The sequence below is a fragment of the Klebsiella sp. YJ genome (assembly GCF_002108615.1).
GTDB classification, from domain to species: Bacteria; Pseudomonadota; Gammaproteobacteria; order Enterobacterales; family Enterobacteriaceae; genus Klebsiella; species Klebsiella planticola.
Genome location: NZ_MTEG01000042.1, coordinates 1 through 13,292, shown reverse-complemented (window position 1 = coordinate 13,292; position 13,292 = coordinate 1). Strand labels below are relative to the sequence as shown.

Sequence of the window (13,292 nt, the reverse complement as noted above, 5' to 3'; positions counted from 1 at the left end):
AATCACTGTTTACCCTCAAAATATTTAGGGTCTATACCATATTCAGTCAGTTCGCTTTCTACTTCTGATTCATCTATGTAAGCTACTTCATTTACTGTTGATGGTCGTGTAATGACATAATTCATATCGAGCACCAGGAAATCACGTGCCCGGTAAAGTGCCATCAACTTGCGAATATAAGGGAGATAACCTTCACCTTTTCCATTGTGTGCTTTTAAATACTGTTCATTTAAAGCAGAAGGGTTAAGAACGGCAATTTTTACGCTCTTATGAAACAGTCCTACTCCTTCATTCATTCTCTTCCCAATATACACTGAAATACATACCAGGATAGCGACGACAATGATGATTTTAACAGCCTTTTCGACTAAAGAATAAGACAGTGAGAATGTCAGGCTTTTCTGTTCGCTTGACACTTTTTCAAAATCAGCGTCATGTTGGTCTTCATCTTTAACTGGTTGAGTCATGTTTATTTCGCCGATAAATTGGTTGGGATGGATGCACCACTAAGAACGACAAAAGTCGCATTAATACCCGGAGAAAGCTCTACAACTGGCCACTGCTGATCAATCATGTGGGTATACCAGTCTGTCAGCTTGTTTAATCCTCCTGAGACCATACCGCTTGCACCCACAGCGCCAAGAGCACCAATATTAGGTCCCTGGTATTGTGCTTGTGAGTTAGGGTCGATATTCAACTGGCTAACTTTGCTTGGGCTCAGTCCCTGCGCCAGCGCACTAAGTCCACCTGCAAAAGCACTACCCATAATGGCGTTACCGTTTCTGGAGATAAGCGTACCTTTGATACCGGCTTTACCATCGATTTCACTAACAGCGTATGCCTCCAATTTGATATCAAAGCTTTTGCCTTTAGAATTAACACAGCTCAGACTAGTTGTGCGGATATAGACTCGTTCAGAAGCCATATCTCCACGAGCAGTACCTAAGAGGTTGCAGTCACGTAGATCCATTCTGTAGTTATTGGGTAAAAACACATCGCGTTTAACCCTGAACGTTACTCCCAAAGGTTCTTCTTGAGACGACAATGATGTCGGCGCTTCAACACCTGTCACCAGAACTGCATACAGTTGAGACGTAGCAGGCAAATACTGGTCTTCAGCACGCTTTGAGTGGCGAGCATTGCTATCAACCGGCTTAGTACCATCTCCTGCGATAGCAGCTCCAGGTCCAGCTTTAACGACCCGCTTTTGATTCGCGTTAGTAATGTTCTTTTCAACAATTGGTGTGACTTCAAGAACACCGTTATTGGCCGTGGTAATGCTGTTGCTGGTTATAGTGCGTACCAACTGAGTGCGTTGAGGCGCAATCCCTCCTGCAACTGGTATTTCCTGATTGCGATTCCCTTCTGCATTACGGTTTAGCTGATAGGCTGGATTTTGCTGCTGATTTTCATAGACCGGCTGGCCTACGCGGTTATCAAGACTACGATTGCTCGCAGGTCCCTTTCCATTCTGCATATCAGAGATCTGTTGGTTCAGTTGCTTAATTTGGATTTTAAGTTCAGTCAGCTCACTGGAATTTTCGGCCTTATATTTTTCCATTTGCTTTACCTGATCCAACATGTTTTGTTGATCTTTACGGTTTTCCTGCTGAACTGTTTGCAAAAACCTTTTCTGACCTTCTTCATCCATATTGACGATGGAAGAAGTGTCAAGCAAGTTAGTCACAGGCTTAATTTTTTTAGCTTTCTTGCTCGAATCATCTCCGCCCATAAGCGTGATGGTTACCATCACAAGAGCCGCTAATGCTAGGACAAGCAAAAAAGCAATTCGAATTGCTTTATTTTCTTCCCACAATTCCTTCAGCTTCAAAGTTTTCATTATATTGACCTTTATTACTTGGTGGTAAATATCTCTTTACCCTCAATGACCTGACCTTTTCATCTATCTGCGGTACAGAGTAAGGAGGCTCAGCCCGTAAATTTTTGAAAACGTTATTTTCGAGTTGCTCATAGAACTGACTATCACTATCCAGTTCAATGTGAGGCAACTCTATTGCCTGTTCATTGGTTTTCTGATCAAGTGTGGTGATGCTTTTTTCATCAAAACTTTCATCCGGTTTTGAATCAAAGCTACCCTTTCGAGTGAAATCCTTATCAGATAGCAATTTGTCAGAGTCATATACCTTAAAATCATCAAAGCCAGGGGGCGCTGATTCTTGCACTGTATATTCCGATGGCACAATTTGAACTATCGCGGTGCGTTCCTTTGCTAAATTCCCTATAAAAAACCCCATCCCTAGACCGACACTGAACAAAATGCCCCAAGTGAAAATTGAAAAGTTACTTTTTTTTGTCATTCATTAATCAGACTTGGTCGTTTAGTTACACGTGACTCCCGTTCCTGGTAAAGCTTGTCACGAAGGATATACAGCTCAGTTTTTTCACCCGGTTGTAAGAATGCTTTATCAAAGATTGCGGTAGCAATCACACCTGGTGTTATGCATTTTTGGTCATCAACAACCGATGGATATGTCAGTGTGTTTTGCACAAGAATGACATCAACCAGTTCACGAGCCCCAATAAGACGTTGCCCAAGTTTTGCGTAAAAATTAAACCGGCAAGGGGATTTTTCGTTATTAGGTATAACCGAAAGTTTATCTAGTTGGAGTGCAAAACCGGTAGGTACCTCACCGTTAGCAACGGGATAAAGAATATCTATTATCCTTTGTTTGCGGTCATCCTGAGCAATAGCTTTTTCGTCAAGCTCACCCGATTGCGCTTTTTCAAGAAGTTCTTTATTTGTGTTTTCAGCGATATGGCGATCACGTTCAATGGCCATGTTTCGCGTTAACTGTGTTTGAACACGAATCATAGCTCCCGGTACATCGATGGGGATCAATGTCAGGTTATATGTTGATTCAGGAACCCCTTCTTCGGACAACATGATACCTATAGGCGCATCTTTTACAGTTGTTATAAAGACACTGCCACCTTCTACATAGATGGTTGTATCTTCTGACGGTGCAGTTGTAGAAACGCTTACGTTCTTAAAAGTCGTCTGGATACGGTTTTGTAAACCTAATGAAACAGGGAGAACAATGTTTCCACCCGGCGGCACCGTGACGTTTTGCATTGGCTGATACCGTTTTTTTGCTTCGTTTACCGCTTTCTGCCCAGGCCCCTCAGAAGGGGTATTGTTCAACAGGGAATCGGTCATTGACCGAACCGCTGGTGAAGAAGCACTCGCTGGTGAAAGTCCGGGGGCAGCAGGTAGTGCAGTTGTCGGGCGGTTCGAATTAACAGGCGGCTGATTGCTGTCAATTGGTGGTTGATTAACAGCCACTGTCCCCGGAACTTGTTTAACTGCATTAGTTACAATATTCATAGCTTCGGCGGAATCTGGTGGTTCATCGAAAGCTTGTGTATTCACTGCCGACGCCGGAATACTGAACGGTTCATCTGCATGAACAAATGGAGCCAGCACGTTTAATGTGATTAGTATACCTAAGAGTTTTCTTTTCATATTATTGAGCTTCTGCTTCGTTCAGTTGCTTGTTCATATCGGTATTTTCAGTGAACTCTTTTTCCAATACCTTCCCGTTAACTGTAACTTTTTTGATATTAGGGGTCCCTGAATACTGGTTCAGATACAGTATTCGAGGTCGCCCACTTTTCACACTCAAAACCATCTCGTAAGTCCAACGCTCAGTTTGTTCCTTATCAGAGACGTTTAGGAATTTAGTTTTGCGAGTACCCCATACATAAAGAACATTATCACTGGGTAAAAAGTTGACGTCCTCTGCAACAAACGTTTGATCAACCTTTCTGGCAAGCATTAAATCCGAGGCTTTTTTGAGTTCTGCTTCTAACTCGCTCTGTTTAGATGCCGGAAACATCTTAAGAATATAACTGGTAACGAAAGTAACATTCTTAGGGTTAATGTTCCCCAATGTGGTTGCTATAAATAGCCCCCATTGCGTCTTATATGACTCACTGGCCTTACTTCCGGCAACGGAAACTTCCTCAGTCATATCCGGAGGGATGGCAATGACCTCAGTTGTGGAAAAAAAGACCACTTTAATTACCAAAAGGCCAGCAATCACCGTCAATAATCCATTGTTTAAGATTAATTTTTTGTCACGCTGAATTAACTGACTGTAGGTAAGTTCAGCACCCGTTTTCTTCCCTTTTTTGGGAGGCTCGAGTTCTTTTGACAAATTCAGGATGGACTTATGACGCTGAATTTTATCATTGCTGTAACTTTCAGTTTTTTCATGCTGGACGTCGTCAGCCTCATCATCCTTTGATTTATCAACTGTCTTCTTCTTCGGTACAAACCTGAAGAAGTTCATGACGTTCTCTAAAAGTGACTTTTTCTCGTTCATTACTTCTCCGGGGTTAATTTAGCTGTACAGCACTCTCATAAAGGGATCAGAGAAATATCGACTCTGGTAAACAGTTCTTCCAGGAAGAAAACCATTCCACCAAAGTTTATGTTTCAATCTCCCCCGTACAGAGCTTTCCTTAGCTTTGTTGTATGAGACCCAGTAAACAACTGCGGTTACTGTGGCTATCGTCATGCATTCAAAAATGTTCCCGAAAGCCAAGAGTCCCATAACAACACCAATCTGCTTTGCATCAAAAAAGAGAATCAGCAAAGGTAAATTAATCCGGTATGGAAAGCGGTATGTGTAGTTATTTTCCATTCAGTTACCACCAGTAGTCATCATGCTCTCTATTGTACAGGTAATAAAAAGGGGACTTTCGTCCCCAAATTGTTGTTTTGCTCGTTTAGCAAAAATTTTTTTTAAAGCACAACACCCGCATCAAGGAATCCGGTGATGATTTTTTCGCCGTTAGCCAAAATCATCATCATAAGGAATGAAACGAGTGCCAAACCCGGGTTCGGACGGCCGATGGAGAAGTAGAATGCAGAGATCAGCATACATGCGGCCAGGGCCTTCCCGGGCGCGCCACTTAAAGCTTCTGAAAGTTGGGTCCAAATTTCACCCAAGGCTCCGTCATCCCCGCCCGCCAAAGCAATAGATGAGAACAACGCAGCGCACAACAGCGCAATAAATACCTGGAACATTTTATTGCTAAGCATATTACGCAGGCTTTCAGCCAGAGTGTAGTTAGCAGTAGTGCCGCTCATAGCCATTGATTTCTGGATCATTGTGAAACTCCTGAATGCGAAAATTGTATATGTATTCTGGTGACTAACCAGCAATTGGAGAATACCCTGGGTTAATTTTTGATTTTCAAACTAAGAAACAAATTTTTTAAACAAAAAAGAGAAAACGCTGAAGTTATAAAAGTTACTTTTCAATGAGTTTTTTTCTTATCGACATGTCATTATCAATTAGTTACAAATTGCGCCCTGTTTCATTCATTTCACTTTGCCAAAGAAAACATATTGATTTTAAAGTAGATTTTGACAACTTATTTTCTCCCGATATCTTTTTTATCCTCCTGTACATTCTTGGTTTCTTCGAAAAAGTCACTTTTTTGTCCATGCAAACACTGTTTTTGCGATCATAAAAGTTACTTTTGGACCTGATAAATTTAGATGTCCTTTAAAAAAGTGACTATTGGTCACCATCTTTATGTTCACTTCTGCAGCAAGGACAACCAGGGAGTTGAGAAAAGTCACTTTTTGGCTGTGATACAGTTCAGGTGTTAATTTTCCCCTTCCAGCTTTACTACCATAATTAGTGGGTCATCAAAAGAGGCGCACAAATCCTCCAAAAATGGTCCTAAAATGTAGAGAAAATGGAGAAATTTTGAATAAATTGTAACCCACGCAACATATTGATTCTTAATATTTTAATGTCATTTTTAGAATAATTATCTAAAAGACTACGGTTACACATAGCACGTTGGAACATAATCAGCTATAGAAGATAAAACTTACGCTTTTACCCTCTTCCCATGGGCCATTTCTAAATGTAAATTTAGGAGAATTCTTATGTTTGTCATGAAAGGAATATCATGAAAAGTCGGATGGTAGAGGTCGCTGGGTTAAGTCTTAAAATTACCTTACATAACAATATGTTAGCTTTGAGTTATAATATTGACGGGCTCAGTATTTACAATACAAGTCGTATTATTCGCAACTCAAAACTAACCGAATCTGAGATTTTCTCAAGAATTGACGCTGATTTTGTTAGCAAAGTTTTTTCTGTAAATATCAAGCAGATAAACAACATCGTACATTCTAATGTCTGCGTAATACCTATACAGACTCAAGCTAAACAGGTTAACGTTGCAGCTGGAGTAATGGCGTCTTGTTTCAAGAATTACTGATTAATCGTATAGATACCATAGGGATAATCGGAAGTATTACCGCTCCCCTGCTTGTGATGTCAGCTGGTTCTGGTGACATAAAAATACCCCCTTACCTAGCGATCTTTTCCTGATAGGATTGGCATATTTGTGAGGGAGGTAAATATGTGGGTCACCAAAGATAATGAAATTATCTCAGATGCTGAACCGGATTCAGACGGTTTTATGGAAGTTCGCCGTCCATGCCCTGACTGTTTAGGTTCAGGTATAAACTGCCTCCAGTGTGCTGGTTCTGGCTCATTGCCGCCTGTTATGGAAAAAGTATATCCTGTGTACGAGTGGGCTTCTAAAAACTCTCTACAGATGCCATTTAAATCACCTGAACAAGCACTTATTAAAAGCTTTCTTAAAGTTATTTTAGAGGCTCCCAATCAGGGTAAAAGTAATTTTTACTCAGCACTCATCCAAAAATTGGATAAAAGTTACTTTCCTACAAAGTTACAATTTCGATGTCTGAAACCTAATGGGTATAGAAAAAGTTCAGCAATCGGCCTTCAAGTTCGGCCCTTTACTGCCAAAATCGGTACCAAACTGTATCTGGCTCTCACCGTAATTAAAATTCAGGTGCTCACCAGAAAATACTCTTCTGAGAATTTTTCGTCTTTACTTTTGGAGACCTCTGACCACCGGCATTTTATTGCTTATGATACGCACCCATCAGGGTTCAATCTGGGCAGTATAATTAATTGCAATATCCAAGTTGTTAAACGACTCTGGGTTAATAATATGAGTATATTGCTGGTGAAAATGATCTCATCTTCTCTGATTAAGTGACAGTGGTTACCAAACAGAAATTATAAGTCTTTTAAAGAGGCAATACTTACTCGTTATGAATAGTCATAAGAATTACAAAGAGTTAGGGTTATTGCAGGATTTTTTTAGAAAAAACCATAAAGCTACTTTTAATTGTGATCAAAATAAAGTTGAGATCACCTCTTGTGATATCACTCCACTTCTTGTTAAAGGTAAAAGTAACTTTCAACAGGCTAAGTTTTGTTTATCCGGACCGGTGATGCATTTGCGGTATCAACCTTTATGGTTTGCTATTTTGCTGGGGCTGAACGCGAGACAACCAATCCATCAAGAACTTCAGTTCAATATTTCACTTGTTGAACTTATAGAAAAATCGGGACGTGTTTGTCAGGCACTCGGAATCAGGCAAGTCAACTATACACTTGCTGAAGTTTCTTACTTTTTGTTGCTGCTCATAGAGTTCAGAATCGAGATACAAAAAAGTAATATCTGTCAAACCTGCTCGGTTTTTACAGAAATCAGTCACGATATAGATTTTCAGTCTATCAGCATGGCTAGTGTTACTATCAATCCTAGAGTGGTTGACAAACTTTGGGAACTGACTAATTCGGCGTCTGTTTTTTTGACAACTCTCTTTTTTGCCAAGCGCCCGGAACTATACTGCCTACTGCAAAAGTTACTTTCAAAAACTGAAGAGGTTTCCCTTAGTGACATTGCTCCTGCAACGTTTCAACACGTACAGTTGTTATGCCGTCATGGCCTCGTCACCTACACTAAAAAGCATAAAATACTTGATATTCATAGTGTTAGCGTTTTAATTGAAGGTCTCTACCCATTGTAAACAACCAGTAAAAGTAACTTTCATAAAAAATATTCCAAACTAGCTTTTTTGACCACATAGCGAGAAATTTTTACAAAATAATACTGTACAGTCTAATTTCAGGATTGAATCAGTCATAGGTAAGAAAATGAAACAAACAGCTGACTTTTTTATCTCTACAGAGCGGAACGGGAGGCTAGTCAAAAATTTGCGGGAATTTAGTGACGCAAATCCTGACATTTGCCACAAAGCGGTTAATGGCCAACCGTTTATGATCGATCCAAGGGCATTAGTGTTAGTTCCAAACTGGAACTGCCGTGAGATGGGCTTGGGTGAGGCATACTACAAATTACCTAAACCTGCCGAGCATATTCAGAATCTTAAAAAAGCATTTCTGAATGGGGCAGACATTGACCCTATAACTGTCGTTATTGTTGACGGTAAACCACTTGTTCGACAGGGGAACTGTCGTACAAGAGCTGCGCTTTTGGCTCAACAAGAATCAGGTCTGCCCATCCTAGTTAGATTGCGTGAGTTCCAGGGGGACGAGATAGAACAAGAATGGCATTCTCTGGATGGGGCGAAATCTCTTCCCCTTTGCCCCGTAGGTCGCGGCATTGCCTATAGCAGACTGGTAAATGATGCCGGGATGTCTGTTGAGCAGGTTGCACAACGGGAAAACATTTCTGAAATGGCAGTTCGCCAAATCATTTCTCTTGCAACCATCGATGACGAATTAAAGACGTTGATCAGTCAGGATGTGATTTCGTACACACTCTGTCTTGAATTAATTCGTGATCTTGGTGAAAAGGAAGCTCTTGATAAAATTCGGGCCGACCTAAACGCCAAGATAAAGGTTATTAATAATTCCACCGGGAGTGATACCCTTCCTCTGAATGTTGCCGAAATAATTAAGTCTCATGGTAGTCCTAAGGCTGTCAGGGTCACTAAATCTTCACTGGGAGTGCAACCAATTCCTCGTAAACTGGCACAAAATCTCGCAGCCAGTACTAAAGAGGTTTGCAACAGATTACGAGCCTCCCTGCCCTCTTCGTTTGATCTCAATCAGATTGGACCCAACGAAAAAATAAATATTGAAGTTGACAGACATCTAATTGAACTTATATTTAACTCAGATGACTCTATTCGTGGCCATGAAGCTAAGCTCGAGCGTAAAACAACAAAGGGAAAACTTTCTAGTTCTGACCCATCAGTAACATCAGAGGTAAACTCTAATGCGCTGCCAGCTAATGATCCTATGGAGGAGCCCGCTTCAGAAAGTCAGGAAAACGAATTTTCGCTATTGAATTTAGATTCCGCAGTTTGAATTTAAACAACGAGATAATTTAAATGATAGAGGATTGGGCTATGTCTGATAGTAAAATCAACGAGATGCAGGGAATCCCCCCTTTTCCAGAAAATGGAGAACCTGTTGCAGTATTGGTTCCACCGGTAGCAATGAATAATTTTCCGGAGGCTAATCCAGAAGAGGATTAACTACTTCTTTGAACCTATTCGTCTTTAAAGTAAGGGGCTATTTTACAGCTCCTTATTTTATTGTAACTTAACCTAAAAATACCTTCCTATCGTTATAGACACTGAATAAAATCAATTCCGCTGTTATTAGTGAATGTTTTTGATGTCTATAAATTAACTCCTTATTCGCCCTTTTTGTATTTTTAAAATAGGGTATGTACAAGCCTTTTTCATTTGATTTAATTGTGTCATACATAACGCGATGGTGGGGCCTATCCATGACACATTCGAATGAAAGTTGGTATTCAGTTGACGGTCAGTTAATTGATAATAAACTTGTTTTCAATATTAATGAATTCAACGGCACTGCTCGGTATGAAAAAAATTTTATCTGCTCATATTGTAAAGGGTCAGGTCGTCATCGTATCAGTTATGCAAATTCTTTAGGAAAATGTACCTCGTGTAAAGGTACGGGCAAACAAGGTACCTTAATAAAAGAGTGTTTCACGCTTCAAATGCTTTTTAAAAAGAATTATCTAGCTGCTAAAAAGATTGTTTCTTCACGACACTGGCGTGAGAGTCAAGGAAAAAATTTATCAGCCCTTGAGAGACAAATCATGTCTTCAAGCAACAAAAACCCCTTCCTTAAAAGCCTTACGCTTACGATTCAAAGTGGTCGTCATCTTTCAACTAAGCAGATTGCTGTTGCAGAAAGTATCCTTTCCCAACTCAGCTGAACCTCGGAGTGAAAATGTCACTATCAAAAGATGGTGACATTTCTTTCTTTTGCTCTCTTATGTCGGAAACCCAAAAATTTCACATGATACTATTCTCGTATAGACCTATGAGTGTCTTTGAAAAGTAACTTTCGTGGCTTCTCACATAAAAAGGTTTCCTATGCGCTTTTCACTATTCTTACATCATTCTGCTTTTGCTTTGAGTCTCTCAATAGCCGCGAGCATGTTTTCCAACGCCCAGGCCCGGGTATACGAGTACACCTTTACAGATATCAATGGGGCGCAAAAAAGTGTCCCTGAAAGTGCGCCCTATCTTAATCCACATGGGAATTTTAACGCTCTCCTCATTGGTGGCTTGGATCAACAAATTCGCTTAACCGTAACTCGCGATGCTGATAACAGTGCTGTTTACAGCACAACAACAAGTATCATCTCTGTTGATGACAGGATTTCTTCCGCTAATGGAAATATCTTTTACGGAAAGACCGTCACTATTCCACCTATCAGTGATGGTCGGTACACCATAAAATCTGAGATTTTAGACTCAAAATCTACCGTTGTTTCAACAACATCTCATCCTTTTATAATAGATACGGTAGGCCCTACGTCTGATAACTTCTCTGTACCATGGATTCCTGGGTACAACATGGTTGTAACGGGACCTCGCTGGGAACTTGGCCAAGGTCAAGAGTCTGCTATAAATCTTGCAATTAAGAATATCAATGATCTATCTGGTTTTGATAAGGCTATTGTTCAAATAATAAAACCAGATGGATCAACACAATCCAGCTATACAATGACCTACGACGAAGGGTCAAGAGCTGCTACAGCCCCTATAACTAAAGGTGGAGGAACGATAGCCAAAGCTACCTGGATGCCAGTGTCGGATGCCGATGTAGAGTTTCGCTTTCGAGCATTCCTTTATGATAAAGCCGGAAATGTTACTCAAGTCCCCGACCAAAAATTTGTATTTGATTCTTCTGCAGGTGAATATGAGCTATTTGCAGTTGCAGACCCCAATTCTTCAACTAGTGTTGTTCCCGGCATTTCGTCTGGCTACATTAAATATACCGCAGGGATGACTGTTAATACTAACCCTGTCACTCTTGTGTACAAAATTCCCAAACATAATTATAGGGCTTATAACAAAGCTGGTTTATCCTTCGGTTCTTTGCTTACTGAGGATAATAGTTATGTATATATAAAACAATCCACCCCAGTTGGAACATCATTTACTATTCACAATGGATACCAGTACGGTGGTGGTAACGCTTCGTATAATGTTAAGTTAAGTTCAACCGCTCCGAAATCCCCATCAATAAAATCCTTCGCAGCAAACTTTTCAACAATTGGCGATTTTTCTGCTGGCACAATGAAATTCACAAACATAGATTTGCCAGGTGAATATCAAAGTATAACTGTGTTTGTAGATCCTAGAGATTATGTGCAGTCATTTTATAACATTACACAAGGCTACGAAGTTTGTACTATTGAGCCCGGAGAAAGTTCTTGCACAGGTCCTTTTTCATACGCAATAAACAAAGGGAATGGTTACATAGCTCATTATTTTATAGTTCGCAATCAAGATAAGACACTTACATCAAATCAATTTGAGATTCGTAGCATTTGGAATACAGATTTAATACCTAAGATCACAGGGTATGATTACAAAGAAGAGAATAAGTCTGTCCTTGTTTATGTCACACAACCCGGCAATGGCAATTGGCGTGATGTCTTGATGCTTTCTAAGGTAGAGATACTGGATACAATTTCTAATACGGTTCTTCTGACGGGCACAAAAGTTGCGATGTCTGGAGAGGACTATACTTATGCATTTGATTTATCGGCTATACCTGAAGGGAAGTATGATTTAACATTCAGGGCCACTGATACTTTTAACAACAGTTCTCAGTTGCCGTTCAGATCTCTTGTTATTGATAACTCCCCTCCTTCAATTTCTTTTTCGTATGAAGGTAAACCACTGTTATCAGAAAGTACAGTCTATGGATTAGAAAACATCTCAGTAGATGTATCTGATGCTTTAAGTAAGTCCAAGATTTCTCAAATGGTTCTTCAAGGAGGCCCTGCATCAGATGATGTAGAATTAGGATTTACCCATAACACAGATGGTTCATACACACCACTTTATCCTCGTTTGTTTCCCTCACTTGATGAAAAAACTGATAAATACACACTTGTAGTTAAAGCTATAGATGATGCAGGTAATGAGTCATCAAAATCTATCCGTTTTGCATATTATCCTAAGAATCTCATTGTTCTTGATAAACTTAATACCCTTGCGGTTAACAAACCGTTAAACCTTTCTTCAGGTGAACCTCTGGCTGTTCTTAAAGCAAGTCAGTTACGCCGTAATGATGGTTCCTTAGCAAAAGGCGTTCAGACAGCTTTAATTACTGTTAGGGGTGACTCAGCATTCCCAATTAGTGTTATTGGAAACATTGTTTCTCCAGGTGAAACGAAAGAAATTCAAATAGATTTAGGTTCTGTAGGAAATGACGTTGTTGTCCCTATATTCCCTGGAGTATCTGGCGTTGTCGGTGCCTCCGGTTTTATTGTTGAATTCCCTCAACTAAAATAATTATTAACCACGCCAAAAACCAGCTTCTGGCTGGTTTTTGTATTTTTTTAATAAAGATGGCTGATATGCCTTGACCTGCCCCCAGGATTAGATACAACCGTCAGTTAGTAAGGTCGGTTTGTTTACGTTCACATTTTCCATTTCGCCACCGTGCTGCAAACTCTGATGGCGTCTGATAATTCAGTGCTGAATGTGGACGACACTCGTTATAATCCTGCCGCCAGTCATTAATGATTTTCCTTGCGTGAACGATATCGCTGAACCAGTGCTCATTCAGGCATTCATCGCGAAATCGTCCGTTAAAGCTCTCAATAAATCCGTTCTGCGTTGGCTTGCCCGGCTGGATTAAGCGCAACTCAACACCATGCTCAAAGGCCCATTGATCCAGTGCACGGCAAGTGAACTCCGGCCCCTGGTCAGTTCTTATCGTCGCCGGATAGCCTCGAAACAGTGCAATGCTGTCCAGAATACGCGAGACCTGAACGCCTGAAATCCCAAAGGCAACAGTGACCGTCAGGCATTCCTTTGTGAAATCATCGACGCAGGTAAGACACTTGATCCTGCGACCGGTGGAAAGTGCGTCCATGACGAAATCCATCGA

The 13,292-nt window shown here is 40.5% G+C and carries 14 protein-coding genes; 6 read left to right on the top strand and 8 right to left on the bottom strand.

What is annotated here, in order from left to right; translation table 11 throughout:
- Positions 1 to 2: 2 nt before the first annotated feature.
- The 7 genes from BV390_RS27660 to BV390_RS27630 all read right to left on the bottom strand — a co-directional run bounded on the left by BV390_RS27660 (position 3) and on the right by BV390_RS27630 (position 5,137).
- A complete protein-coding gene (locus BV390_RS27660) occupies positions 3 to 467 on the bottom strand; it encodes a hypothetical protein (protein WP_004181799.1) in 465 nt (154 codons plus the stop codon).
- Positions 468 to 469: 2 nt separating this feature from the next.
- A complete protein-coding gene (locus tag BV390_RS27655) occupies positions 470 to 1,840 on the bottom strand; it encodes a TraB/TrbI/VirB10 family type IV secretion system protein (RefSeq protein WP_032437928.1) in 1,371 nt (456 codons plus the stop codon).
- The gene (locus tag BV390_RS27650) at positions 1,800 to 2,318 is read right to left on the bottom strand and encodes a hypothetical protein (protein WP_014386508.1); all 519 of its coding nucleotides are present in this window, start codon (positions 2,316 to 2,318) and stop codon (positions 1,800 to 1,802) included. The genes BV390_RS27655 and BV390_RS27650 overlap by 41 nt, the downstream gene beginning before the upstream one ends.
- Positions 2,315 to 3,484: a TraK domain-containing protein gene (locus tag BV390_RS27645; protein WP_004026506.1), complete on the bottom strand. Its 1,170-nt coding sequence runs from the start codon at positions 3,482 to 3,484 to the stop codon at positions 2,315 to 2,317. Before BV390_RS27645 ends, BV390_RS27650 begins: the two co-directional genes overlap by 4 nt.
- Before the next feature lies 1 nt (position 3,485).
- Positions 3,486 to 4,346 (bottom strand): TraE/TraK family type IV conjugative transfer system protein, encoded by an 861-nt coding sequence (locus BV390_RS27640; RefSeq protein ID WP_004181802.1) that lies wholly within the window; start codon positions 4,344 to 4,346, stop codon positions 3,486 to 3,488.
- 18 nt (positions 4,347 to 4,364) lie between these two features.
- Complete coding sequence (locus BV390_RS27635) at positions 4,365 to 4,667, bottom strand: type IV conjugative transfer system protein TraL (RefSeq protein WP_024198097.1); 303 nt, start codon at positions 4,665 to 4,667, stop codon at positions 4,365 to 4,367.
- Between the two features lie 101 nt (positions 4,668 to 4,768).
- On the bottom strand, positions 4,769 to 5,137 hold the full coding sequence (locus BV390_RS27630) for a hypothetical protein (protein WP_004026504.1): 369 nt from the start codon (positions 5,135 to 5,137) through the stop codon (positions 4,769 to 4,771).
- A gap of 1,274 nt (positions 5,138 to 6,411) precedes the next feature.
- Here BV390_RS27630 and BV390_RS27620 point away from each other — a divergent pair.
- The 6 genes from BV390_RS27620 to BV390_RS27600 all read left to right on the top strand — a co-directional run bounded on the left by BV390_RS27620 (position 6,412) and on the right by BV390_RS27600 (position 12,691).
- Positions 6,412 to 7,080: a DnaJ-like cysteine-rich domain-containing protein gene (locus tag BV390_RS27620; RefSeq protein ID WP_004181805.1), complete on the top strand. Its 669-nt coding sequence runs from the start codon at positions 6,412 to 6,414 to the stop codon at positions 7,078 to 7,080.
- A 55-nt stretch (positions 7,081 to 7,135) separates the two neighbouring features.
- Positions 7,136 to 7,900 (top strand): hypothetical protein, encoded by a 765-nt coding sequence (locus BV390_RS27615; RefSeq protein ID WP_004883008.1) that lies wholly within the window; start codon positions 7,136 to 7,138, stop codon positions 7,898 to 7,900.
- 127 nt (positions 7,901 to 8,027) lie between these two features.
- Positions 8,028 to 9,206: a hypothetical protein gene (locus tag BV390_RS27610; protein ID WP_004026500.1), complete on the top strand. Its 1,179-nt coding sequence runs from the start codon at positions 8,028 to 8,030 to the stop codon at positions 9,204 to 9,206.
- A 41-nt stretch (positions 9,207 to 9,247) separates the two neighbouring features.
- A complete protein-coding gene (locus BV390_RS31840; protein ID WP_004026499.1) occupies positions 9,248 to 9,376 on the top strand; it encodes a hypothetical protein in 129 nt (42 codons plus the stop codon).
- Positions 9,377 to 9,633: 257 nt separating this feature from the next.
- Positions 9,634 to 10,092, top strand: coding sequence for a hypothetical protein (locus BV390_RS27605; RefSeq protein WP_075886550.1), 459 nt, complete (start codon positions 9,634 to 9,636; stop codon positions 10,090 to 10,092).
- 160 nt (positions 10,093 to 10,252) lie between these two features.
- Positions 10,253 to 12,691, top strand: a complete 2,439-nt coding sequence (locus BV390_RS27600; RefSeq protein ID WP_085397564.1) for an Ig-like domain-containing protein — start codon at positions 10,253 to 10,255, stop codon at positions 12,689 to 12,691.
- A gap of 100 nt (positions 12,692 to 12,791) precedes the next feature.
- Here the strand turns inward: BV390_RS27600 and BV390_RS27595 are convergent.
- Positions 12,792 to 13,292: integrase core domain-containing protein (locus tag BV390_RS27595; RefSeq protein ID WP_139156018.1), on the bottom strand; the 501-nt coding region annotated here is incomplete at its 5' end.